We start from the raw sequence: 24,219 nt of genomic DNA, 5'->3' as shown, positions 1-24,219 counted from the left end.
ACCGCTCGGTCGTCGTGGCCGAGCGGTAGCCGGACCGGCCGGGCGCCGGGCGGTCGTGCGGCCTACTTGGCCGAGCGGTAGACGATCACCTTGTCGCCGACGCGCGTCTCGTTGAACAGCCGCTGCACGAGACCCTTGTCCCGCACGTTCACGCAGCCGTGCGAGGCCCCGTTGTAGCCGCGGGCGGCGAAGTCGGCCGAGTAGTGCACGGCCTGGCCGCCGGAGAAGAACATCGCGAACGGCATCGGCGTGTGGTACAGCGTCGAAACGTGGTCGCGGCTCTTGAAGTTGATGCTGAACGCGCCCTCGCGGGTCGGCGTCTCGGCCGAGCCGAAGCGCACGTCGGCCGAGTACTGGGCCTTGCCGTCGATCACCCAGGTGAGGCGGTCGGTGCGCTTGTCGATGCAGATCGCCCGGCCGGTCAGGCACCGCTCGTCCAGTCCGGCCTGCGGCTTGGGCGGGGCGGGCTTGGTGGTCGGCGGCTTGCTCGTCGGCGGCTTGGTGGTCGGCGGCTTGCTGCTGCCGGCGGGCTTGGCCGTGCTCGGGGTCGCCGACGACGGCGCGGCACTGCTCGGCGCGGTGCTCGTGGGCGGGGCCGAGCTCGGAGCGGTGCTCTCGGGCGCCGGCGTCACCGGTGCGGAGGAGGAGGTCACGGGCAGCGGCGACTGCGCACCGGCCTTCGCGGTCGAATCGCTCGACGAGCCGGAGTTGCAGGCCGACAAGGCCAGGATCGCGGTCACGGTGACCGCGAGGGATATACGAGTCTTCTTCATCGAGTGGTGCCTCTCCCGACCCAAACCCAAATGTGGAGTGTTCCCCGAGTCGTGCTCCCTTGTAGACGCGGATGGGGCCCCAGAGGTTGCGTCCCTAGTTTGACCCATTCGCGTGAATGTTCAGCCGGACATGTCCGGCCGTGACCACTTCGGGGTCCACCGGCCGCAGGTCCCGGGCCCACGCGTCCAACGCGGCGCCGATCTCGCCCTCGGCCAGGGCCGCACCGATGCCCAGGCAGCGCATCCCGGCCGCCTCCGCCGCCCGCACACCGCTCTCCGCGTCCTCCACCACCAGGCAGCGGTCCGGTCGCACACCGAGCAGACCGGCCGCACGCAGGTAGCCCTCCGGGGCCGGTTTGCCCTCGCGAACGTCCTCCGCGGTGACCATGTACACCGGTTCGGGCAGTTCCGCCGCGCGCAGGCGCCCGCTCGCCACCTTGCGGGTGCCCGACGTGACGATGGCCCAGCGCGCCGCGGGCAGTGCGGCGAGCAGGCCGGCCGCACCGGGCATCGCGAGGATGCCGGTGAAGTCGCGCTCCTCGCGTTCGACGATCCACGCGGCCTCGGCCTCGGCGTCCAGCGTGGGGGCGACCACGCGCACCAGGTCGATGTCGCGACGGCCGTACGACGCCGCGACCGCCGCGTCCGGGTCCACGCCGCGACCGGCCGCCCACGCCCGCAGGATGCGTTCGATCAGCGGGTGGGAGTCCACCAACACGCCGTCGAGATCGAACAGGATCGCGTCACAGTCGAGCGTGGTGCCGTCGTTCGCCATCCGAACAGGCTGACAGGAACGGCGGCGGAGCGTCGAGGCCTTCCCCGCTCATGACCACGTTGGACATGATCACGTTGGGTTGATCGGTCACCCACATAGCTCAGTTATTGATCGAAACCGATCATCTTCGGACCTGGGCCAACGGCCTTCGTTGCCTAACCGTCACGTTTGCGCCGATCGTCACCGGCTAGGTGGTCACTACGGCCCGGATGAGCTCACCCTCAGGCGGCAAATCATGTACTTGGTCCTCGCCCTGCTCGCACCGATCGTGATGTTCCTGCTGATACCCGGGCTCTCCTGGCTCGAGGACCGCATGCTCGGCTCGCTGACCCCGCCGCCGCCCACCCCGTTGCCCATGCCGTCCACCGCGCGGCCGGCGGTCGAACCCGTCGCGCCCACCCCGACCCCGCTCGCGCCGCCCACCGTGCCCCGGCCGGCCGGGCACACCGTGCGATCGGGTCGGGCGCGGCACGCTCGTCGCTCGACCTCGCTGCTCGCCTACCGGCACCACATCGGCCGCCGGCGCCCGCCCCGAGCCCCGGTCTTCCGTTGACCGCCGGCCCACCGTCCCGGAGCCGATCCTGAGTGAGCCCGCCACGCCGCCGCCGGTGCGCATCGAGTCCGTACCGCCCGAGCTGGGCTCCCCGCTGGGCGCCACACCGCTGTCCACCCACGCCGACGTGTGGCACGTGCTGGGCAGCCGTAGGGACGCGGTGCTCAAGCTCGCGACACCGGACGGCACGGCGGCGGCCAATCCGCGCTACTGGGCCCGGGAGGTCGAGGCGTACGAGAGCGGCTTCGCGCACACCGTCTACGCCGACTTCGGGCTGACCGCGCCGCGGCGGCTGCGCGCGGATCCGCGCGGGGACGGGTCGGTCGCACTGTGGCTGGACTTCGTGCGCGGGCGGTCCGGGTCCACGTGGGACCTCGACCGGTGGGCCGATTTCGCCCGGCGGCTCGGCGCCGCGCAGGCCGTGCCCCGACCGGCCGGACCGTCCTGGCTGTTCGAGCGCCCGCCCCCGGTCGGACCGCTGGCCGCTCGGACCGCCGAACTGCCGTACGTGCCTTGCCACCTGAACCTGCGGCCGGTGAACCTGATCGCGCGGGAGGAGGACGTCGTGCTGCTCGACTGGTCGCACGCGGGCTATGGGCTGCCGGGTGAGGACCTGAGCGGATTGATCCTGGCGCACGCGGCCGAGCCCGAGCTGGCCGCGACGCTGGACGCCACGCTGCCGGCCGAGTACGCGCGGGGCGCGGAACGGGCCGAGGCGGACGTACGGGTCGCGATCGCGGCGACGGCGCCCGCGAAGTACGGACCCGGTGCGGACGCGCCGACCCGGCGGATGTTGCGGAGGTGGACCGAGGACGCGGTGGGCCGTTGAGCCGCGTTTCCGGCCGCGCCCGGAGCACCGACCCGAGGGTCGGCGCGGCCGGGGTGACGGGTGCGGCCGGGCGGTCGGCGCGCTCGATTCAGCGGCGCGACCTGCGGATCGCCCAGATCAGGACGAGCACGGTCACGACCGCGGCGGCAGCGGCCGGCACCGGGCGCCGGCGGATCTCCGCCGAGCCGGTGAGGGTCGCGTGCCGGAGCGGATCCGGGGTGTGGTCGAAGAGTTGGTTGCCGGCGGTGTGTCCGACCTCGACGGTGCGGTCCTTGGCGTGTCCGACCCGGTCCCCGGCCACCTCGCGGGCCTGCCCGGCCTTGTGTACGGCCGCCTCCTTGAGCTCCTCGGCGCGGTGACCGGCCGACTGCTTGAGCTCCTCGGCGCGATGTCCGGCGGCTTCCTTGAGCTCTCCGGCCCGGTGCTCGACGGCTTCCTTGGCCTGCTCGGCGCGGTGTCCGGCCGCCTCGATGAGCTCTTCGGTGCGGTGGCCGACCGCCTCCTTGGCCTTCGCGGTCTTGTGCCGGGCGGTCTCCTTGACCTGCTCGACCCGCTGCCGGGCGGCGTCCTTGGCGTGCTCGGTTCGGTCCTGGACGGCGTCCTTGGCCTGCTCGGCCCGGTCCCGGGCGGCCTTCCTCGCCTGCCCGGCCCCCTCCCGCGCGGCGTCCTTGGCCTGCCCGGCCCGGTCGCGGACGGTGTCCGCGGCCTGCTCGGCGCCTTCGCCGGTCGCCGCTTCGAGCCGTTCGGCCCGGCGTCGGGCCCGCTCCTGGGCGCGGCCGGCTCCTCGGCCGACCTGCTCGGCGGCCTCGCCGACCTTGCGGTGCACCGTCTCGGGCGGCTCGACCTGGGTCAACTCCTCCACCGCGTGATCCAGTTGCTCACGTTTGCGGCTCAGCGTCGGCTCCTGTTGCGGGAGTGCGCTCTGCGTGGGTGGTTCGACGGCGGGGGGAAGCACGGTCGGGAACGCGGCGACCTCATCGGGATCGCGCGACGCGGACCTGCCGCCGGAGTCTCGGCCTGGGGTACTCATCGGTGCGTACTCCTCTTCACGGTCTCGATGTCCTCGCGTCACCGCCGAGGACCGCGCCTGGCGCCTGCCCTGCGGGCGCCCGGTCATGCGTCCTCGGCGGGCCTTCGACGGCCGGGGCCGTCTCCCCGATCCTGCCGGGGGCGCAGACCCGGCAGGACCGAGGACACGGCCCCGGCGGTCGGGTTCGTCGATGCCGGATTCGGTGTCTCGTGGCCGAGGCTAGAAACAATCGAGCCGAGAATCCGGGAATGTCACCCGGATGCGCGGCTCGGCGTGTCCGATCGGTTCACCCGCTCGGCCGCTCCGCGCGGGATCCGACAGGCGGGTCCCGGCCCCGGAGCGAACCGAGCGGGCAGGCCGGGATGCTCAGCCCGCGCCGCCCCGGCCCGATCCCGACGACCCGATCCGGGTCCGGGCCGGCCGCGGCGGCTTGTCGTGGAAGACGCAGTCGCCGCATGTACCGCCCCCGGGGATCCGGTAGTACAGGCAGCACGTGGTGCGGCGGAACGCGCCGAGCGCACCGTGCAGGCCGGTTCCGCGCAACCGGCCGGCGGCCAACAGGCCGTCGGCGAACATGCTTGTGGCCGCGACGAGTTCCGGCTCTGCCGGAGCCAGGTGCCGGTGCAACACGCGGGCCGCGCCGACCAGGGCAGACGCGGCGTTGCCCCACAGCAGCCGCTCGGCGACCGGCACCACCGCGCGAGTCGCCCCGGCGAGCGGCACCAGATGCCGAAGCAGCACCGCGTCGTGCAGCCGCGCGATCCCCGAGCGGTCGTCCGGCACCGGCACCGGCGCCGGATCGGGCGCCCACACCTCGACCGGCCCGGTGTCCGGGAAGCGCCAGTACGTCCGGGCCGGATCCAGGTCGGGCACCACCCGGCCGAGCACCGCCGCACCCAGTGCCACCGACCACAGCCGCGAGGCCACGCCCAGATACAGGATCGACGCGGCGACACGCGGTTCCTCGGTCCGCAGCCGGCCCCGTACGTGCTCCACCCGGGCCGCCAAAGCGGCGGGCGTGGCCGGGTCGTACAACTCGGCCAACGGCCGAAAGCCCGCGTCGTCGGTGATCGGCCCGGTCCGCAGCTCGAAGTAGGGCCCCACGTCGGCGAGCCGGCGCAATGGCCCGCCGACGTCGAACCGCGACCGCGCGCCGGTCAGCGGCTGTCGCCCGGACGCCACAGCACATCACCCGCACCGCCGGCGTCGGCCCGCCGGGCGAGGACGAACAGCAGGTCGGACAACCGGTTGAGGTAGCGCGCGGTGAGCGGGTTGACGGTCGCGGGCCCGTCCGCGGCCGCCCGCTCGTCCGCCTCGATCAGCGCCCAGGTCGAGCGCTCGGCGCGGCGGGCCGAGGTGCGGGCCACGTGCAGCAGGGCCGCGGCCGGGCTGCCGCCGGGCAGTACGAACGAACGCAGCGTGGCGAGTTCCGCGTTGAACGCGTCGCAGTGCTCCTCCAGCCGGGCCACGTCCGCCTCGGTGATCCGCAGCCGGGTGTCCCCCTCGGCGATCGGCGCGCACAGGTCCGCGCCGACGTCGAACAGGTCGTGTTGCAGTTGCGCCAACACCGCGCGCGTCCGCGGTTCCGGGTCGCCGAGCGCGAGCACGACCCCGATCGCCGCGTTGGTCTCGTCCGTGTCGGCGTACGCCGCCAACCTCGGATCGGTCTTGCGCGTCCGGGAGTTGTCGCCCAGCGCGGTCGTGCCGGCATCGCCGGTACGGGTGTGGATCCGGCTCAAAACCAAGGACATGGTCGGCACCGGCCTCTCTCGGGGAAATCCGCCCCGGTGGGTGAGGTGGCGACGACGTGAGTCTCCTGGCTCTCGGATCATCGCTCCTCCCGGCCTTCCGACCCCGTCTCGGGGCCGTGGCCGGTTCGGGAGTCGCTCCCCGATCACAGTGGCGGGACCGCGCCGGATTCACACCGGCTTCCTCGTACCGCCGTCGCCTTGCGCCTCCCACCATGACACGCGCGACGGGCCCGGTCCACCGTCGGATCCGGGCCACGCGTGCGGGTGAAGCTTGCCGCCGGTCCGCGTGCCGAGCCCCGGACCGGCGCGGGCGAAGCCCAGGATCGGATTCCGAGAGCGGCTCCCTCGGCCGGCGTCGGCTCCGGCCGGTATCGGCGCCGAAGGGTGTCGGCGGGCACCGGAGGGTGCCGGTGAGTCGATCCGAGATCCGGCCGTGCCGGGAAATCAGTGCCGGAGGTATGCGTGTCCACGGTGTCCGGAACACCTGAACCAGCCGGTCCGACGCGTCGGGTGGGTCGGGTGCGTCGAGCGGGCGTGCTCCTGGGTTGTTGCGTCTCGCTGTTCGCAGCCGGGTCGGGGCATCCCGCCGCCTGCGCGAGGTGGTTCGGCGCCGAAGGAAGGCATCTCGCCGCCTCCGTCCGGCACTTCGATGCGGGCTCGACGCGACCGACCCCATCCGCGGCGGTCTTCGGCGGCGGGTCGGGACACGACACCCCATCCGCCGAACCCCTCGGCGCGGGAACGGGAGGCCCCACCCCATCCGCCGCGCTGCTGGACGCCGGCGCCGGGCGCCCTGTCGGGTCCGGCCACCGGTTCCGGCCGAGGGGCGAGCCCGAGGCGATCCTGCCGCCCGTCCCGCGTGCCGTCGCCGATCGGGTGGGCACGCGCGCCGGGGAGTCGGTGGACGTCCCGGTCCTGGCCGGCGACTCCGGCGAAGGGCTGGTCGTGCTGTCGTACACCAATCCCGAACACGGCCTGGTGCTCCAGCCGGACGAGCGGGGCGAGCCGGATTCGGTGCTCCGCTATACGCCGGGGCCGGGCTTCACCGGACGCGACAGTTTTCGCTACACGATCGTCGACCGGCTCGGCCGCGAGGCCACCGCGAGCGTACGCGTCGACGTGGCGGCCGGCCCGGGCGCGGCCGGCCGGCCGGTCGAGACCCGGGCGGGCAAGCTCGGCGTCCATCGCGGCATCGACGAACTCCGCGCACCCTCGGCCGCGTCGGCGGCGCGTCCGCACGCCGGGATCGATCCGGGCGGCGGGCCGCTGCTCGTGGCCTTCCTCGGCTCGGCCCTGCTGGGGGCGGGTGTCCTGGCCTTCTTCGCCTACCGTCGGCCGGGCCGGCGGCGGCGCGGCTGAGCGGTCCCGGGTCGGGTCGGTCGGCTGCTCCGCGGATCCTCGGCCCGATCGGCAGTTCCGGGGTTCCTCGGCGCCGATCGACCTTCCGCGGTTCTTCACCCCGATCGGCCCTTCCGCGGCTCGTCGCCCGGATCGGCCCTTCCGGGCTTCCCCGACGCGGCCGGTGTCGCCCCGATCAGCCCTGCCGGGCCTCCTGGGTGAGCTGGTAGAGCCCGTACAGCAGCTCGGCGATGCCGACGATCAGCAGCACGACGCCGATCTTCCCGAGCGCGACCACCGGTGTGTCCACGTCGTCCGCGAAAAGCTTCAGGGCTCCGCCGACCACCGCGCTCAACAGGCCGGCCGTCAACGAACCGCGTGCCTTCGCCACGGTCTTCCTCCTCCACTCGACCTGCGGGTACGGCTACGAGGCTAGGTCCGGGCCCGGGGCCGGCACGCCCTCCGAGGGGACGAACCGGCGTACACACTTCGGCCTAGCTCGCGCCCGGGTTCGCCGCGGCCGGCGGTTTCGGCGGCCCGCGGGAATGGGGGACAGCCCCACCCCCGCGGGGCGGCCAGCCCCATGGGCACGCCCGTTTCACGCTCCTAGCGTGGAGCCGGTGCCGTGAACGGGGAGCGGCCGCAACGGCGGAGGGACGAACGTGAGCGGGCGACCGACACGGGCAGGTCACACGATCCGGGACGAGCGGGAGGGTGCCGGGGCGCCTGCCGTCCGGCTCGACGCGGTGCGCAAGGTGTACGGCAGGGGCTCGGCCTCGGTCGCCGCCCTCGACGGGGTCACCCTCGCCTTCGGACACGGCTCGTTCACCGCCGTGATGGGTCCGTCCGGCTCCGGCAAGAGCACCTTCCTGCACTGCGCGGCCGGCCTGGATCGCCCCACGTCGGGCACGGTCGCGGTGGCCGGCCGGGACCTCGCCGAGCTGAACGAGAACGCGCTGACCAGGCTCCGCCGGGAGCGGATCGGTTTCGTCTTCCAGGCGTTCAACCTGCTGCCCACCCTCACGGTGGAGCAGAACATCACGCTGCCGCTGCGGTTCGCGGGCAAGCGCGCCGACCGCCGGCGGATCGCCGAGGTGATCGCGCGCGTCGGCCTGACCGAGCGCGCCCGGCACCGGCCGCACGAGCTGTCCGGCGGCCAGCAACAGCGGGTGGCGATCGCTCGCGCGCTGGCCGTGCGCCCCGCCGTGCTGTTCGCGGACGAGCCGACCGGCGCGTTGGACACCCGGACGGCGGCCGAGGTGCTGGGACTGCTCCGGGAGTCCGTGCGGACCGACGGCCAGACCATCGTGATGGTCACCCACGACCCGATCGCCGCGTCCTTCGCCGACCACGTGGTCTTCCTCGCCGACGGCCGGATCGCCGACCGGCTGGACGCGCCGACCGTGGACGCGATCGCCGAACGCATGACCCACCTGGGCGCGTTCGCGCAGGCCCCGCTCCCGGGTGGGCGGCCGGCGTTCGGCGGGATCCACTGATGTGGGGGCTCGCGCTGCGCACGCTGCGCTTTCGGGCCGGTGGCTTCGTCGCCACCTTCGTCGCGCTGTGCTTGGGCGCGACGGTGGTGATGGCCTGCGGCGGGCTGCTCGAGACCGGGGTACGCAACAACGCGCCGCCGCAACGCCTGGCCCAGGCCTCGTTGTTGGTGATCGGCGATCCCACCTTCACCGGCCCGCGCGACGGATCCGGGGACCGGGAGCGGGACTTCGCCCTGGCCGAGCGGGTGCCGTTGGACGCGCGGCTCGTGGATCGGGTGCGGGGCCTGGAGGGTGTGCGCGCGGCGGTCGGCGAACGCACCTTCGAGGCCGCGCTGACCGGCGCCGGCGGCAGTCGCGAGGCGCAGGGGCACGCTTGGGAGTCGGCGGCGCTGACGCCGTACGCGCTCACCCGAGGAGCCGCGCCGGTCGGGCCGGACGAGGTGGTCCTGGATGCCGCGCTCGCGCGCCGCGCGGGCGTCGCCGTGGGCGATCGGGTCGAGATCGCCGCACACGGCGGCTCGGCCGCGTACCGGGTCACCGGCATCGCGCAGCCGGCGCGTACCGTCCCGCAAGCGACCATGTTCTTCGCGGCGGCCGAGGCGGAGCGGCTCACGGCACCCGCGGGCACCATCGCCGACATCGCGATCGTGGCCGAGCCTGGCGCCGATCTCGGCGCGCTGCGCGAGCGGGTCGCCGGCGCGCTGAACGAGGACCGGGCCAGGATCCTCGCCGGTGACGATCGCGGCGCGGTCGAGCACCCCGAGATCCTGGCGGACAAGTCCGATCTGATCTCGCTGGCGGGCGTCTTCGGCGGCCTGGCGGTCGCGGTCGCGGTGTTCGTGGTGGCCGGCACCATCGGGCTGTCCGTACAGCAGCGCCGCCGCGAGTTCGCGTTGATGCGCGCGATCGGCGCGACGCCGCGTCAGTTGCGCCGGATGTTGCTCGGCGAGACGTTCCTGGTGACCGTGCTCGCGGCGGGCGTCGCGTGGTTCACCGGGCCCGCCGCCGGTCGGGTGCTCTTCGACCGGTTGGTGGCGTCCGGCATGGTCGCCGAGACGGTGCGGTTCCGGCAGGGCTGGATACCCGCGGTCGCGGCGGCGGGCGCGGTGCTGCTGACCGCACTCGTCGGCGGATTCATCGGCGCGCGGCGCACGGTGTCCGCGAAGCCGACCGAGGCGCTCGCGGAATCCGCGTTCCGGCAGCGCTGGTTCAACTGGTTCCGATTCGTGGTCGCGCTGATCGCGCTGGCCGGCACCATCGCGCTGGGCCTGGTCACCGCGCTCGTCCTGGAGGGCCCGATCGCCGGGAGTACGGCGGGCCCGGCGGTGATCTGCGCCGCGATCGGCCTGGCCCTGCTCGCCCCCGGCCTGACCAAGCTGCTCACGTGGGTGTTGTCCTTCCCGCTCGGCGCACTGACCGGCGAGTCCGGTCGGATCGCGATGCTCGGCTCACGGGTCACCCCGGTGCGCACGGCCGCCGTGGTGACGCCGATCATGCTCGCGGTGGCGATCAGCACCGGCCAGTTGTACCTGCAGACCACCACGACCACGCAGGCCGAGCGGGTGTACACGGAGAGCCTGCGCGCCGACGCGGTGTTGACCGGTGCGGGCGGCGGTCTCGACCCGGCCCTGGTCGAGCGGGTGCGGGGCATCCCCGGCGTCGCGAGCGCTAGCGCGTACGCCGCGAGCGCGGGTTTCATCGAGCAGCCGCGCACCGCGCCGGACGGTCGGCACGGCCTGCGACTCCAGGGTGTGGATGTCGAGTTCGGTCTGTCCACGACAGCTGTGACGGCCACCTCCGGGTCGTTGTCCGAGTTGCGCGGCAACACCGTGGCGATCCCGCGGGGTCTGGCCCGGTCGATCCATCGCGGACCCGGCGACACGGTCCGCGTGCGGCTGGGCGACGGCGCGTCGGTGGACGTGCGCGTGGTCGCGCTGTTCGAGAGCCGGCCGGGCTACGACTCGCTGCTGCTGCCGGTGTCCCTGCTCGCACCGCACACCACGAACGGGCTGCCCGCGCAGATCCTGGTGCGCGCGGCCGAGGGCACCGACCCCGACCGGCTGGTCGCCTCGCTCGGGGCATGGGCCGAGGAGCATCCGGGAGTTCGGGCCGCCTCCCGGGACGCGCTGCTGGAGACGCACGCCGAGGAATCCAAGACCCAGGCGTGGGTCAACTACCTGATCATCGGCATGCTGACCCTCTACACCGCGCTGGCCCTGATCAACTCGCTGATCCTGGCCACCCACAACCGGCGCCGCGAGTTCGGCCTGCAACGCCTCAACGGCGCGACCCGCGGCCAGATCATGCGCATGGCCGCGGTCGAGGCAACGCTCACCACGCTGATCGGCGTGATCCTGGGCACGGTGGCGGCGGCTGCGGCTGTGATCCCCTTCAGCCTGTCCCTCACCGACTCGTGGCTGCCGACCGGCCCGATCACCATCTACGCGACCGTGGTCGCCACGGCGGCGACCCTCACCTTCGCGGCAACCCTGCTGCCCACCTGGAACGCGCTGCGAACGAACCCGGTGACGGCGGCACAGGCCTGAGGGGGCACGAGAGCGCGGTCGCCGGGCCGCCACTCACGGGCCCGGCGGTCGCCGCCCAAGCCACCCTCAGCACACGACAAAGGCCCAGGTCACCATGAAGTGACCTGGGCCTTTGTGATGGAGCCGCCTAAGGGAGTCGAACCCTTGACCTACGCATTACGAGTGCGTCGCTCTAGCCGACTGAGCTAAGGCGGCTTGTCCGCCCACCTTGAAGGTGGCGACAGGGAATGAGTGTACACACCCGTCGGGGTGGTCCACACGCGCGTTTGTCGGGGGTCAGCGGCAGGTCTTGGCCTTGGTGGGGACGGTGCCCTGGGTGAGGTAGTCGACGACCGTGCGGTCGACGCAGTCGCTGCCTCGGCCGAAGGCGGTGTGGCCGTCGCCGTCGTAGGTCAGCAGGGTGCCGGAGGCCAGTTGGGCGGCCAGGGATCGGGACCACACGTACGGGGTGGCCGGGTCGCGGGTGGTGCCCACCACCAGGATCGGGGCGGCGCCCTCGGCCTTGATCGGGTGTGGCCTGCCGGTCGGCGGGACCGGCCAGGAGGCGCAGGTCAGGCCCGCCCAGGCGAGGTTGCGGCCGAAGGTCGGGGAGTCGGCGAGGTAGCCGGGCAGGTCGCGCTCGACGTCCTCGCGGGAGCCGGCCGCGGCCGGGGCGTCCAGGCAGTTCACCGCCGCGTTGGCGGGCATCAGGTTGCTGTACTTTCCGTCCTGGCCGCGTTCGTAGTACTGGTCGTTGAGTTCGAGCAGCGGCTGCCCGTCACCGCGCAGCGCCGCGTCCAGCGCCCGGCGCAGGTCCGGCCACTGCTCCTTGGCGTACAGCGGCGACAGGATGCCGGTGGTCGCGATCGACTCGGTGACCTTGCGGGTCGCGTCGCCCGGCAGCGGGCGGGCGTCGAGCTGTTGCAGCAGGCCCCGGATCTTGGCCAGCCCGGCCTCGCGGGTCGCGCCGAGCGAGCACGAGCCGCCGCCGACGCAGTTGTCCAGGAACGCCGCCAGCGCGGTCTCGAAGCCGCCGCCCTGCACCTTGTTGGCCGCCGTCGCCGACTGGCTGGGGTCCATCGCGCCGTCCAGGACCAGCCGGCCGACCCGGTTCGGGTACAGCTCGGCGTACGTCGCGCCGAGGAACGTCCCGTAGGACGCGCCCAGGTAGTGGAGCTTGGCGTCGCCCAGCGACGCGCGGAGCAGGTCCAGGTCGCGCGCCGCGTCGACGGTGCTCACGTGGCCCAGCAGATCGGCCGACCGGTTCGCGCAGGCCTGCGCGTAGGAACGGGTGCCGTCCACCCACGCCTGTTCCTCGGCGGGGGTGTCCGGTGTCGCGTCGAGCTGGGTGAACGCGTCCATCGCGTTGTCGGTCAGGCAGCCGATCGCGGTGCTGCGGCCCACCCCGCGCGGGTCGAAGCCGACGATGTCGAATCGCTTGCGCAGGTCGGCCGGATACCGGGTGGCCGCGTACTGCGCGAAGTCCAGGCCCGAGCCGCCCGGGCCGCCCGGGTTCAGGACCAGCGAACCGATCCGATTCGGGCCGGTGGCGGGCTTCCTCATCACCGCGAGCTTGATCTTCGGGCCGTCGGGCTTGGCGTGGTCCAGCGGAACCTGGAGCGTGCCGCACTGGAAGCCGCCGGTACACGCCGTCCACCCGATCGGCTCGGCCGCCGCGGTCGGCGGCGCCTTCTCGCCGACCCTGCCGTCCGCGTCACCGGTCACGGGAGCCTTGCCCGTGTCCGCGATCCTGTCCGGCGACTTCGACGAAGAGCCCGATCCGCACCCGGCCACCAGCAACAGGCCGACCACCGCCGCGGCGATCCTCGCGCACGAACCCCGCAGCATGCGACCCGCTCCTCCGCTAGACCGGTACGACCGTCGGCCCGGTACGACCGTGCACCTCCTGGGGAGGGTAACCACGCAGCCGAGCGATACTCCCCCAACGACGCGACGACGCGACGACGCGGCCACGCAAGCCCGCGGCCCCGACCACCGGCCGGACCGGCCGGAGACCGCCGACCACCGACCGGCGATCAACTACACCGCTCCCCCTTCGGCGGCATCGTCCCGCGCAGCAGGAAGCCCTCCACCGCCCCGTCCACGCACGTGCTGTTGCCGCCGTACGCGGTGTGCCCCTCGCCCTCGAAGGTCAACAGTGTCGCGTCGGCCAACTGACTCGCCAGCTTCTCCGCCGAGGCGTACGGCGTCGCCGGGTCGCCCGTCGTACCGACCACCAGGATCGGCGCGCTCCCCTGCGCCCGGATCGCGTGCGGCTTGGTCGGCGACTTGAACGGCCAGTCCTCACAGCTCTGCCCGGTCAGGTCCTCGGCCGTGACGTCGCGGGACAACAACGGGGCCTCGGCCCTGAGCCGGGCCAGCGCCGTCTGCACCTGCTGCGGCGTCGGCGCGTCGCCGCTCCCGTCCGCGCAGCCGATCGCGACGAACGCGTCCGAACTGTTGTCGTACCGCCCCTGTTCGTCCCGCCCGTTGTAGTTGTCGGCGTAGAACAGCAACCCCTCCGGCGACCGTCGCACCATCGCGTCGGTGAGCGCGTCGCGCAGGTACTTCCAGGCGGTGTCCTTGTCGCCGTACAGCAGGCTGATCACGCCGATCCAACCCAGGCTGGCGGTGAGCTTGCGTCCGCTCCGGCCGGCGAGCGGCTGGTCCTGGAGCCCGTCCAGGAAGTCGGCGGCCCTGGTCGCCGCGGTCTTCGGGTCGTTGCCCAGCGGGCAGCCGACGCGGCCCGCGCAGTCCTCGGCGAACCGGCGCAGCGACCGCTCGAAGCCCACCTGCTGCTCGACCGACGCGGTCAGGTTGTCCGCGGTCGGGTCCACCGCGCCGTCCAGGACCAGTCGGCCGGTACGGGCCGGGAAACGTTCCGCGTAGGTGGCGCCCAGGTAGGTGCCGTACGAGAAGCCGATGTAGTTGAGCTTCGCGTCGCCCAGGGCCGCGCGCAGGATGTCCATGTCGCGCGCGGCGTTGTCGGTGCCGACGAAGGGCAGCAGTTCGCCGGATCGGTTCTGGCACTCCGCCGCGTACGTCCTGTCCCGCTCCTTGGACCGGGCCTCGGCCTGTACCGGATCGTCGGGCAGGTCCTCGGCCACGTACTCGTCCCGCTCGGCGTCGCTCATGCATCGCACCGGCGCGCTGCGATCGACCCCGCGCGGGTCGAAGCCGACCAGGTCGTAGGCGTCCTGGAGCGGCTTGCCGATGTTCTCCTCGGCCATCCACCACGCCGCCTCGACCCCGGAGCCGCCCGGGCCGCCGGGGTTGAGCAGCAGCGAGCCGAGCCGCTGCCCGGGCTTGCCCGCGCTCTTGCGGGTCACCGCGATGTCGATGGTCTTCCCGGTCGGTCGGGAGTAGTCGAGCGGCACGGTGAAGCTCGCGCAGCGGAACGCCTTGGCCTGGCTGCGCTGGTCGGCGTCCTCGGTCTCGCAGTCCTTCCAGGTCGGCCGCTGGGTGTAGAAGCGCGCCAGCGCCGGATTGGGGTCCCCGGGCGTGCCCGGCGCCCCGGCACCGGCCGACGTGGGCGAGCCCGCGGCCGTTCGGCCACCGCCCGCGGCGTCGCCGAGATCGGACGCGACCGTACAGCCCGCGACTGCCGCGACGGCGAGCACGACCGGGATCGCACGGCCGAGGAGTCCCACCCTGGATATTCGTTTCACGCGTACTGCCTACCATCGAACGCATATCGGCGCACGGGCGGTACGCGGTGCGGTCGGACCGATACGCCCCACCGCGCGCCGCCGGGCCCGCGCCGGGTCACGCCGCCGGGTTCCTGGTGTTCTTGCCGAGGAAGACGAGCGCCTCGGGCAGTTGACGCCCTATGTCACCCGAGGCCCCGCCCGCGCCCGCGACCGCCTTGACCGTGGTCGGCGCCTTCGCCTTCGCGGCGAACTCGCTGCCCGTGCTGCCGGTGTGGCCGGACAGCAGGATCTGTACGTCGGGTTTCGCGTCGAGCAGCTTGACCGGGTCGTTCGCCGTCCTCGCCGCCTTCGTCGCCGCATCGGCGTCCCACAGCGGCGACTTGAGGGTGGTGCGGCCGGACAGGCTGACCGCGGCGGCGTAGTACTGCGGGTACTGCAACGCGTACTTGGCCGCGCACAGGCCGCCCGAGCCGTCCCCGATCAGCGCCCACGAGGCACGGTCGGCGGTGGCGCGATAGGTGGACAGCACCGCCTCGCGCACGTCGTCGTTGTGGAAGGTGGCCATCTTCGGCTGGTTCGGGACGTCGCTGCACTCGGTGTCCTTGGCCGCCGTCCGACCGGCGTCCGCCTCCTGCTTCGAGTACGGCATCAGTTCGGGCGCGACCACGATGTACGGCGGGACGGTGCCGGTCTCGATGGCCGCCGCGAGCTTGGGCAGGAACGCCACCGAGTCGTCCACGAAGCTGTTCGACTCGACGCCGGGCAGCGCCGACTGGGCGACCAGGACGGGGTAGCTGCGGGCCTGGTTGGCTGCGGTGTCGTAGCCCGGCGGCAGCCACACCCACACGTCGGCGGTGACCCCGGAGCGGCGGCCCGCGACGGTCGTCTTGGTCAGCGTGCCACCGGACTTGACGCCGACCTTGGTGAACTTCTGCGGTGCGGGCTTGGGTTGGCCCGATGTGGCGGCCGGCTCGGCGGACGGTTCGACCTTGGTGGCGGAGGCGACGTTCTGCTTGTCGTCGTCGGCCATCCCCTTGTAGGCGAAGGTGCCGCCGACGCCGGCCGCGACCACGACCAGCGCGAGCAGGCCGACGCCCAGCGGCGAGCGCACACCGCGCCTGCGGCGAACGGGCGCCGGAGCGGCCCCGATCACCACGGGCTCGGCGACGCGCACCAACTCGGGCCCGGCCGACCCGGCGGGCACCGCGGAGCCGGCCTCGACCGGCGCGAACGGCATCGGCGCCTCGGCCCGCGCGGGCGCCGACCGCGACGCGCCGGTCGACCGCGCCGACCCGGTCGACGTCGGCGCGCCCGTCGAACCCGCCGACCCCGCCGCGCTCTTCGAACCCGGCACACCGATCCGCTCGGCCGGCTCGGTGTGCCTCGGCCCATCGGCCCGCGCCGGCGTCCGCACCTGCTCCCGAGCCGGCGCCGACACCGCCGCCGGCGGCAACTCGGCCGCACGAGGCCCGGGTTCGGCCTCCGAATCGGTCTCCGGGTCGGCCGACGAGCCGGCCTCGGCCGCATCGGCCGCGCGCGACGTGCGCGCCCTCAGCACAAGAACGACTATCGCCCCGAGGGTCACCGCGATCAGCAGACCTTTGAGCGTCCTGGTCACGGAACGCAACCCCGCACCGTCCTTCCGAACCTCACCAGCCACAATGTTCCCGCGAACTCTCCCACGATGACGTCCGGGTGGGGGCTTCGGGTTCCGCTCGACGAGCACCTCCGCTCCAAGGAGTGAAGGAGTCGACCGGGCACCCGCGCAAACGCCCCGACGACCGCGCACCCGCGTGCGCGAACCTCGGCGAAACCGCCCCGCGAACGGGCCCGCCGGCTGCGATCCGCGACCTCCGCCGAACCGGACGCTCAGCCGGTCCGCAGCGTCAGCACCATCGCCTCGACCGCGAGCAGCGGCGCGACGTTCGCGTCGATCGCCCGCCGACAGGCCAGGATCGCCTCGATCCGGCGCAGCGTCGCCTCCGGCGTGGAGGTACGGGCCACCGAGTCCAGGTCCGCGCGCAACACGTCGTTGGCCAACGGCACGGCGGCGCGCAGTTGCAGCGCCAGCACGTCCCGATAGAACGCGGTCAGATCCACCAGCGCGCGGTCCAGGCAGTCCCGCTGGGTGCGGGTGGCCCGCTTCTTCTGCTTGTTCTCCAGCTCCTTCATCACGCCGGCCGTGCCGCTGGGCATGCGACCACCGCCGACCGCGCCCAGCGCGGTCCGCAGGTCCTCGGTCTCGCGGCCGTCCAGATCCGCCGCGACCTGCTTCGCGTCCTCGGCCGCCGCGTCCACCAGGCGCTGTGCGGCGGCCATCGCCAGGCCGATGTCGCCGACCACCATCGGGATCCGCAACACGTCGGAACGGCGCCCGCGCGCCTGCTCGTCCAGGGCCAGTCGGCGCGCGCTGTTGATGTCGCCGCCGGAGGCGGCCGCGGCGAACGCGGCCATCGCCGGTTCGATCCCGTCCCGGCGCATCAACAGATCGGCGACCGCCCCGGCGGGCGGCGTGCGCAGCGCCACGTTGCGACAACGCGAGCGGATCGTGGGCAGCGCGTCCTCCAGGGACGGCGCGCACAGCAGCCACACGGTGCGGTCCGCGGGCTCCTCGATCGCCTTGAGCAGTACGTTGCCCGCGCCCTCGGTGAGCCGGCCCGCGTCCTCCAGGATGATCACCTGCCAGCGCCCGCCCGCCGGTGTCATGGCCGCGCGCCGGACCAGGTCGCGGGTCTCCTTGACGCCGATCGAGAGCAGCGCGGTGGCGACCACGTCGACGTCGGCGTGCGTCCCGGTGAGCGCGGTGTGGCAACCGTCGCAGTGTCCGCAGCCGGGCTCGGCGCCCAGCGCCAGATCCGGGCTGACGCACTGCAGCGCCGCCGCGAACGCGCGCGCGGCGGTCGCGGTGCCGACGCCGGGCGGACCGGTGAACAGCCACGCGTGGGTCATCCCGCCGACGCCCTCGCCCGCGAGGACCGCGCGGGCGGCGCCGGCCGCGGTGCGCAACTGCTCGGCGACGCGATCCTGCCCGACGAGGTCGTCCCAGACGGTCACGCGCTCTTGTCTCCTCGTTCCGGTGTGCCCCGAGTACGACCGTACCGGGGTGACGTGACAATCGAGGCCACGTCACCCCGGGGCCGGGTGTGCCCGGTGCGGCCCGGCGTCAGGACTTGTTGCGCCGCCAGCGCCGCTTGCGCTCCGGCTCGGCCGGCTCGTCGTCCGCGTCCGCGTCCGCCGCCTCCGCCTCGTCCGCGGCCGGATCACCCGTCCACGGCCCGAGCAGGTCGTCGGCCAGCGAGTGGTCGCCCGGCTCCGCCGGCGTCGGCAGCACCGGCAGCGCGTGCGTCTCGTCCAGGTTCAGCCTCGGGATCTCCCGGGTGTCCTCGGCCGGCTCGCGCAGTTTTATCTGCCGCAGCTCGGTGGTGTCGGCGTCGTCCGCGGACACCTTGGGAACGCCGTGTACGGGCGTCTCCCCCAGCGACGGGTCCGGCCGTCGGATCCCGTGCACCGGGGTCTCGACCATGTCGGTGTCCGTCGCGGGACCCGCCTCCGCGGCGAGTGCGGCGGCCTCCTGCGCGGCGCGCGCCCGAGCGGACGCCGCGGCCTCCGCCGCGCGCGACGCCTCCCGCTCGGCCCGGCGACGATCGGCCTCGGCCCGGCGCAGCGCGTCCTCCGCCCGGCGGCGCTCCTCGGCGGCCCGGCGCTCGTCGGCGACCCGGATCGCCTCCTCGGCACGCATGCGCTCGACGTCGCGGGCCGCCTCGGCCTGCAACCGGTCGCGCTCCTCCTCGGCCGACCGCTGGCGCTCCAGAGCCGCCTCGCGCTCCTCCTCGGCGCTGGCCCGAGCCTGCTCGGCCTGGAGCGCGGACGCCTCCTCGAGCCGGCGGCGCTGCTCGTCGCGGCGCTCGGCCTCCTCCTCGGCGCGCACCCGGGCCTCCTCGGCCCTGGCCTTGGCCTCCTCGGCGACCCGCTGCTGCTCCTGGGCCCGGCGCTCGGCCTCGGCCGCGAGCCGGCGGCGCTCCGCCTCGGCGTGCAGCCGGGCCTCCTCCGCCGCCTCGGCCGCGGTGCGGGCCCGCTCGTCCGCCTCGGCGGCGATCCGACGGGCCTCCTCCTCGGCGTAGCGCTGCTCCTCCTCGGCCAGCCGGGCCGACTCCTCCTCGAGCCGGGCCTGTTCTGCCTGGCGCTGGCGCTCCTCGCTCTCCGCCCGCAGTCGGGCGATCAGCGCGGCCTTCTCGGCGTCCCGCGCGGCCTGCTCGGCCTTGCGCCGGGCGTCCTCCTCGCGCATGCGCTTGGCCAACTCCAGCGCCTGGCGCTTCTCCTGCTCGGACAGCGGCAGTTCGCGGTCGAGCCGGTGCCGGATCGGCGTGGTGACCGCGTCCGGCTCCTGATCGGCGTCCACGACCAGGTAGCGGTCGGGGTCGTGCGCGGCCAGGTCCAGGAACGCGTGCCGCACCCGCAGGTGGAACTCGCGCGGCTCGGACTCCAGGCGGTCCGGCGCCTCGGTGAAGCGGCCGTGACCCACCGCGGGGTCCAGGTCGAGCAGGATGGTCAGGTCGGGCAGCAGCCCGTCACTGGCCCAGCGCGAGACCCGGCCGATCTCGCGCGCGCCCAGGCCGCGCCCGGCGCCCTGGTAGGCGATCGAGGAGTCGATGTAGCGGTCGCTGATCACGATCGCGCCGCGCCGCAGCGCGGGCAGGATCACGGTCTGCACGTGCTCGGCCCGGTCCGCCGCGTACAGCAGCGCCTCGGTGCGCGGGTCGACCGGAGCGCCGTCCAGGTCGAGCAGCATCGCGCGCAGCCGCTTGCCGACCTCGGTCGCGCCGGGCTCGCGGGTGACCACGACCTCGTGGCCCTTGGCCCGGATCCACGCCGCGATCGCGTTGGCCTGGGTCGACTTGCCCGCGCCCTCGCCGCCCTCCAGGGCGATGAAGAAGCCGGTGGCCCCGGCCGGCCGGCCGATGATGTGGTCCTCGTTGCGGGTCGCCGCGGCCAGGTCGCGCAGGATCGGCACGCCGCGCCGGTCGTCCACGCTCAGCAGCGCGATCCAGCCCAGGATCACCACGAACGCGCCGGTGCCGGCCAGGACCAGCGCGGCACCGCTGTAGTCGAAGGTGAACCGGTCCGCGATCACCCACGAGCGCACGCCCACGTAGCCCGCGCCGATCGGCGCGGCGACCAGTGCCACGAACAGCACGATCCGCACGATCAGTTGGGCGAACGCGAAGGCCCGGGCCCGCAGGTCCTCACCGAAGTCGAGGCCGTACATGGTGTACCCGGTGACCCACGCGACGCCCGCGAACACGCCGAGCACGGCGGCGAGTACGGCGGCCATCACCACGTTGGCGACCGCGGCCAGGATCAGCAGGGTCAGTCCGGCGAACATCACCGCCATGCCGTAGAGCCGCCGCCGGCTGAACGCCGGCACCACCCGCGGGCCCCACAACATGCCCGCGCTGACGCCGGCGATGAGCATCAGGAACACCGTGCCGTACGCCGCGTTGCCCGCGTGCAAACCGACCACCAGCAGCGGCGCGGTGGCCACCAGCGCGCCGCCCGCCAGGAACAGCGCGATCATCCCGACGATCAGACCGCGCGCGGTCCGGCCGTGGCCGAACACCTTGCGTCCGTCGGCGAGCACCTTGAACGGGTTGGGCCGCCGGGTGCTGACCGAACGCCCGCGTGTGGGCATCCGGATCAGGAAGGCGAACACCGAGGCGGCCAGGAACACCGCGCCCGCGGTGTAGCAGGCCAGGTTCGAGGGGTGCTCGACGAACATCGACACGTCGCGCGAGAAGGCGGTGCCGATCAGCGCGCCGAGGATGAACAACAGCGCCGCGGCCGGGGCCGCGCCGTAGGAGGTCACGAGGTTGAACTGGTTGGCGGTGCCCAGCCGTTGCCGCGGCACCAGGTTGGGCACGGTGGCGTCCCGGGCGGGCCCGGCGAGCGCGCCGACCACGCCGACCACCGCGGTCGCGCCCCAGACCCACCACATCTCGTCCACGAACGGCACGGACACGAGCACCAGGGCCCGGATCACGTCGCACGTCACCAACGTCCAGCGCCGGTCGAGGTGGTCCACGATCGCGCCCGCCACCGAGGCGACCAGGGCGGCCGGCAGCATCCGCAACGCGAACACCACCGCGACCGCCGTGGCGTGCTCGCGGTAGTCGCCCTCGACCGTCCACAGCGCGGCGGAGGTCAAGGCGAGCAACGCGAGCCAATCGCCCAGCGCGGACGCCGCGACCGCGAACCAGAAGCGGCGGAAGGGGCGGATGCTCAGCACGCCCCCGATGCCCTCCGTCGGTTCGACCTGACGGGGCGGTATCGCCGAATCCGGCGCTTGCTGCTCCGCGTGCGTCATACGGAGAACCCTAACGTCGTCACCTGACGGGAAACGGCAACCTCGACCGATCCCCCGTGCTCCGGCGGCGGACCGTAGCACAGGGCCCGATGTCGTCGCCGGAACCGACCGAGGCGGCGCCGGATCCCGCCGGCGCCGCCTGATCGAAACGTACCGAGATATCCCTACCTCGACACCGAGATATCCCTACCTCGGTCCTGTCGCCTCACGCCTCGTCGGCCGCGTTCTTCGCGCCGGCGTTCGCCGTCGCCTTCGCCGCCGCCGACTTGGTGGTCTTGCCGTCGGCCGCGGGCTTCTTCGCGGCCGTCTTCTTCGCGGCGGTCTTCGTGGCCGTCGTCTTCTTCGCCGGGGCCTTCTTGGCCGCCGCCTTCTTGGTCGTCTTCTTCGCCGGGCCCTTGGCCCGCTTGTCCGCGAGCAACTCGTAGCCGCGCTCGGGGGTGATCGTCTCCACCGAGTCGTCCGCGCGCAGCGTCGCGTTGGTCTCGCCATCGGTCACGTACGGCCCGAACCGGCCGTCCTTGACCGTGACCGCCTTGCCGCTGACCGGGTCGGTGCCCAGCTCCTTCAGCGGCGGCTTGGCCGCGGCCCGACCGCGCGCCTTGGGCTGGGCGTAGATCGCCAGCGCCTCGTCGAGGGTCACCGTGAACAACTGGTCCTCGGTCTCCAGCGAGCGCGAGTCGGTGTCCATCTTGAGGTACGGGCCGTAGCGGCCGTTCTGCGCGGTGATCTCGGTACCGGTCTCCGGGTGCTTGCCCACCACGCGCGGCAGCGTGAACAGCTTGAGCGCGTCCTCCAGGGTGACCGTGTCCAGCGCCATCGACTTGAACAGCGACGCGGTGCGCGGCTTGGGGCCGTTCTTCGCGGCGGCCTTCTTCGCGGTCTTCTTGGCCGGCTTGGCGCCGTCCGCGGCCGGGGCGGCGGGCGCCTCGGGCTCCGGCAGCACCTCGGTCACGTACGGACCGTAGCGACCGTCCTTGGCCACGATCATGTGCCCGCTGGCCGGGTCGATGCCCAGCTCGTGGTCGCCGCTGGGCTTGTCGAGCAGTTCCTCGGCCTTGGCCACGGTCAGCTCGTCCGGCGGCAGGTCGTCCGGCACGTCCGCGCGCCGATCGCCGCGCTCGACGTAGGGACCGTACCGGCCCACGCGCAGCACGATGCCCTCGCCGACCGGGAACGAGTTGACCTCGCGGGCGTCGATCGAGCTGAGGTCGGTGACCAGGGCCTTGAGGCCGCCGAGGTGGTCCTCGTCGGGCCGGCTCTCGTCGCCGAAGTAGAACTTGCGCAGCCACGGCACGGCCGCGGTCTCGCCGCGCGCGATCTTGTCGAGGTCGTCCTCCATCTTCGCGGTGAAGTCGTAGTCGACCAGCGTGGCGAAGTGGCCCTCGAGCAGCCCGACCACGGCGAACGCGAGGAAGGAGGGCACCAGCGCGGTGCCCTTCTTGAACGTGTAGCCGCGGTCCAGGATGGTGCCGACGATCGACGCGAACGTCGAGGGCCGACCGATCTCCCGGTCCTCCAGCTCCTTGATCAGCGACGCCTCGGTGTAGCGGGCCGGCGGCTTGGTCGCGTGGCCCTCCGGGGTGAGTTCGTCGGCGCTGAGCGCGTCGCCCTCGGTGACCATCGGCAGCCGCCGCTCGCGGTCGTCCAGCTCCGCGTCGGGGTCGTCCGAGCCCTCCACGTAGGCCTTGAGGAAGCCGTGGAAGGTGATGATCTTGCCGCTCGCGGTGAACTCGGCGTCGCGCCCGGGCAGGTCCGCGCCCTGGGCGATGCCGCCGATGCGCACGGTCACCGACTGGCCGACCGCGTCCTTCATCTGCGACGCGACGGTGCGCATCCAGATCAGCTCGTACAGCCGGAACTCGTCGCCGGCCAACCCGGTCTCGGCCGGCGTGCGGAAGCTCTCGCCCGAGGGTCGGATCGCCTCGTGCGCCTCCTGCGCGTTCTTCACCTTGCCCGCGTACACCCGCGGCGCGTCCGGCACGTACTCGGCGCCGTACAGCTCGCGCACCTGCGCCCGGGCGGCCGTCACCGCCGTCTCGGACAGCGTGGTGGAGTCCGTACGCATGTAGGTGATGAAGCCGTTCTCGTACAGCTTCTGCGCGATCTGCATCGTGCGCTTGGCGCCGTAGCCGAGCTTGCGCGAGGCCTCCTGCTGGAGGGTGGTGGTGCGGAACGGGGCGTACGGGGAGCGACGGTAGGGCTTGCGCTCGACGGCGCGCACCGTGAACGACGCGGACTCCAGCGCGGCGCTCAGCGCGCGCGCACCGGCCTCCTCCAACTGGAGCACACCGGCGTTCTTGAGCTTGCCGTCCTGGCCGAAGTCACGACCGGAGGCGACCCGCTTGCCGTCCAGCGAGACCAGGCGCGCGTTCATCGTGCTCGGGTCGGTGGGGTCGCCCGCCCGCCCGGTGCCGAAGACGCCGAGCAGGTCCCAGTACGAGGCCGAGGTGAACGCGCGGCGCTCCCGCTCGCGCTCGACGACCAGGCGGGTGGCCACGGACTGCACACGGCCGGCCGACAGGCGCGGACCGACCTTCTTCCACAGGACCGGCGAGACCTCGTAGCCGTAGAGGCGGTCGAGGATGCGGCGGGTCTCCTGCGCGTCGACCAGTCGCTGGTTGAGCTCACGCGGGTTGTTCACCGCGGTGCGGATCGCGTCCTTGGTGATCTCGTGGAACACCATCCGGTGCACCGGCACCTTGGGCTTGAGCACTTCGAGCAGGTGCCACGCGATGGCCTCGCCCTCGCGGTCCTCGTCGGTCGCGAGGAAGAGTTCGTCGGCGTCCTTGAGGAGCTTCTTGAGCTTGGCGACCTGGGATTTCTTGTCCGCGTTGACCACGTAGATCGGCTCGAAGTCGGCGTCGACGTCGACCCCGAGACGGGCCCACGGCTTGCCGGCGTACTCGGCCGGGACCTCGGCGGCGCCGTTGGGCAGGTCGCGGATGTGTCCCACGCTCGCCTCGACCACGTAACCGGGGCCGAGATAGCCCTTGATCGTTTTCGCCTTGGCCGGGGACTCGACAATGACGAGTCTCAGGCCGTCGCGCGCGGTCTCGCTGCTCGGGGACACCTTCGCTTCTCTCTCCATCGTCGTCGGCAGCGGCCGTGCCCAGTTGGGCAAGGCCGTACTCGGGGGTT

17 protein-coding genes, 1 tRNA gene and 1 riboswitch are annotated in these 24,219 nt (G+C 73.3%); of the genes, 5 read left to right on the top strand and 13 right to left on the bottom strand.

Annotated elements, in window-relative coordinates; genetic code table 11:
• Positions 1 to 62: 62 nt before the first annotated feature.
• Positions 63 to 773, bottom strand: coding sequence for a L,D-transpeptidase (locus tag ACWCPW_RS06335; protein ID WP_449760433.1), 711 nt, complete (start codon positions 771 to 773; stop codon positions 63 to 65).
• A 94-nt stretch (positions 774 to 867) separates the two neighbouring features.
• The gene (locus ACWCPW_RS06330; RefSeq protein WP_449760432.1) at positions 868 to 1,548 is read right to left on the bottom strand and encodes an HAD-IA family hydrolase; all 681 of its coding nucleotides are present in this window, start codon (positions 1,546 to 1,548) and stop codon (positions 868 to 870) included.
• A gap of 235 nt (positions 1,549 to 1,783) precedes the next feature.
• On the opposite strand from ACWCPW_RS06330, the gene ACWCPW_RS06325 reads away from it, so the two are divergent.
• Positions 1,784 to 2,101 (top strand): hypothetical protein, encoded by a 318-nt coding sequence (locus ACWCPW_RS06325; protein ID WP_449760431.1) that lies wholly within the window; start codon positions 1,784 to 1,786, stop codon positions 2,099 to 2,101.
• A 55-nt stretch (positions 2,102 to 2,156) separates the two neighbouring features.
• Positions 2,157 to 2,930 (top strand): phosphotransferase, encoded by a 774-nt coding sequence (locus ACWCPW_RS06320; protein WP_449760430.1) that lies wholly within the window; start codon positions 2,157 to 2,159, stop codon positions 2,928 to 2,930.
• Between the two features lie 88 nt (positions 2,931 to 3,018).
• On the opposite strand, the gene ACWCPW_RS06315 is transcribed toward ACWCPW_RS06320, so the two are convergent.
• The 3 genes from ACWCPW_RS06315 to ACWCPW_RS06305 form a co-directional block, all read right to left on the bottom strand.
• Positions 3,019 to 3,960, bottom strand: a complete 942-nt coding sequence (locus ACWCPW_RS06315) for a hypothetical protein (protein WP_449760429.1) — start codon at positions 3,958 to 3,960, stop codon at positions 3,019 to 3,021.
• Positions 3,961 to 4,326: 366 nt separating this feature from the next.
• Positions 4,327 to 5,142, bottom strand: coding sequence for a (2Fe-2S)-binding protein (locus ACWCPW_RS06310; protein ID WP_449760428.1), 816 nt, complete (start codon positions 5,140 to 5,142; stop codon positions 4,327 to 4,329).
• Complete coding sequence (locus ACWCPW_RS06305) at positions 5,118 to 5,711, bottom strand: cob(I)yrinic acid a,c-diamide adenosyltransferase (RefSeq protein WP_449760427.1); 594 nt, start codon at positions 5,709 to 5,711, stop codon at positions 5,118 to 5,120. The genes ACWCPW_RS06310 and ACWCPW_RS06305 overlap by 25 nt, the downstream gene beginning before the upstream one ends.
• 58 nt (positions 5,712 to 5,769) lie before the next feature.
• A riboswitch (cobalamin riboswitch) is annotated at positions 5,770 to 5,895 on the bottom strand.
• Between the two features lie 335 nt (positions 5,896 to 6,230).
• On the opposite strand from ACWCPW_RS06305, the gene ACWCPW_RS06300 reads away from it, so the two are divergent.
• On the top strand, positions 6,231 to 7,070 hold the full coding sequence (locus ACWCPW_RS06300; RefSeq protein ID WP_449760426.1) for an Ig-like domain-containing protein: 840 nt from the start codon (positions 6,231 to 6,233) through the stop codon (positions 7,068 to 7,070).
• Between the two features lie 175 nt (positions 7,071 to 7,245).
• Here ACWCPW_RS06300 and ACWCPW_RS06295 read toward each other — a convergent pair whose 3' ends face one another.
• Entirely contained in the window at positions 7,246 to 7,440 is a 195-nt protein-coding gene (locus tag ACWCPW_RS06295) for a DUF5708 family protein (RefSeq protein ID WP_449760425.1), read from the bottom strand.
• Between the two features lie 271 nt (positions 7,441 to 7,711).
• Between ACWCPW_RS06295 and ACWCPW_RS06290 the strand changes: the two genes are divergently transcribed.
• Both ACWCPW_RS06290 and ACWCPW_RS06285 read left to right on the top strand, forming a co-directional pair.
• Entirely contained in the window at positions 7,712 to 8,545 is an 834-nt protein-coding gene (locus tag ACWCPW_RS06290; RefSeq protein ID WP_449760424.1) for an ABC transporter ATP-binding protein, read from the top strand.
• Positions 8,545 to 11,091, top strand: coding sequence for an FtsX-like permease family protein (locus ACWCPW_RS06285; RefSeq protein ID WP_449760423.1), 2,547 nt, complete (start codon positions 8,545 to 8,547; stop codon positions 11,089 to 11,091). The genes ACWCPW_RS06290 and ACWCPW_RS06285 overlap by 1 nt, the downstream gene beginning before the upstream one ends.
• A 118-nt stretch (positions 11,092 to 11,209) precedes the next feature.
• Here ACWCPW_RS06285 and ACWCPW_RS06280 read toward each other — a convergent pair.
• The 7 genes from ACWCPW_RS06280 to topA form a co-directional block, all read right to left on the bottom strand.
• Positions 11,210 to 11,286: transfer RNA gene (locus ACWCPW_RS06280), tRNA-Thr, on the bottom strand.
• 81 nt (positions 11,287 to 11,367) lie between these two features.
• On the bottom strand, positions 11,368 to 12,918 hold the full coding sequence (locus ACWCPW_RS06275) for an alpha/beta hydrolase (protein WP_449760422.1): 1,551 nt from the start codon (positions 12,916 to 12,918) through the stop codon (positions 11,368 to 11,370).
• 188 nt (positions 12,919 to 13,106) lie between these two features.
• On the bottom strand, positions 13,107 to 14,738 hold the full coding sequence (locus ACWCPW_RS06270) for an alpha/beta hydrolase (protein WP_449760421.1): 1,632 nt from the start codon (positions 14,736 to 14,738) through the stop codon (positions 13,107 to 13,109).
• Positions 14,739 to 14,835: 97 nt separating this feature from the next.
• On the bottom strand, positions 14,836 to 16,338 hold the full coding sequence (locus ACWCPW_RS06265) for an alpha/beta hydrolase-fold protein (RefSeq protein WP_449760420.1): 1,503 nt from the start codon (positions 16,336 to 16,338) through the stop codon (positions 14,836 to 14,838).
• 251 nt (positions 16,339 to 16,589) lie between these two features.
• Positions 16,590 to 17,774, bottom strand: a complete 1,185-nt coding sequence (locus tag ACWCPW_RS06260) for a DNA polymerase III subunit delta' (protein WP_449760419.1) — start codon at positions 17,772 to 17,774, stop codon at positions 16,590 to 16,592.
• 109 nt (positions 17,775 to 17,883) lie between these two features.
• Positions 17,884 to 21,081 carry a dTMP kinase gene (tmk, locus tag ACWCPW_RS06255; protein ID WP_449760418.1) on the bottom strand — a complete coding sequence of 1,066 codons (3,198 nt, stop codon included), beginning with the start codon at positions 21,079 to 21,081 and terminating at the stop codon, positions 17,884 to 17,886.
• A gap of 205 nt (positions 21,082 to 21,286) precedes the next feature.
• Positions 21,287 to 24,151, bottom strand: a complete 2,865-nt coding sequence (gene topA / locus ACWCPW_RS06250) for a type I DNA topoisomerase (RefSeq protein WP_449760417.1) — start codon at positions 24,149 to 24,151, stop codon at positions 21,287 to 21,289.
• Positions 24,152 to 24,219: the final 68 nt, after the last annotated feature.

It is taken from the genome of Embleya sp. NPDC001921 (assembly GCF_053594475.1).
This window is presented reverse-complemented; position numbering and strand designations above follow the sequence as displayed.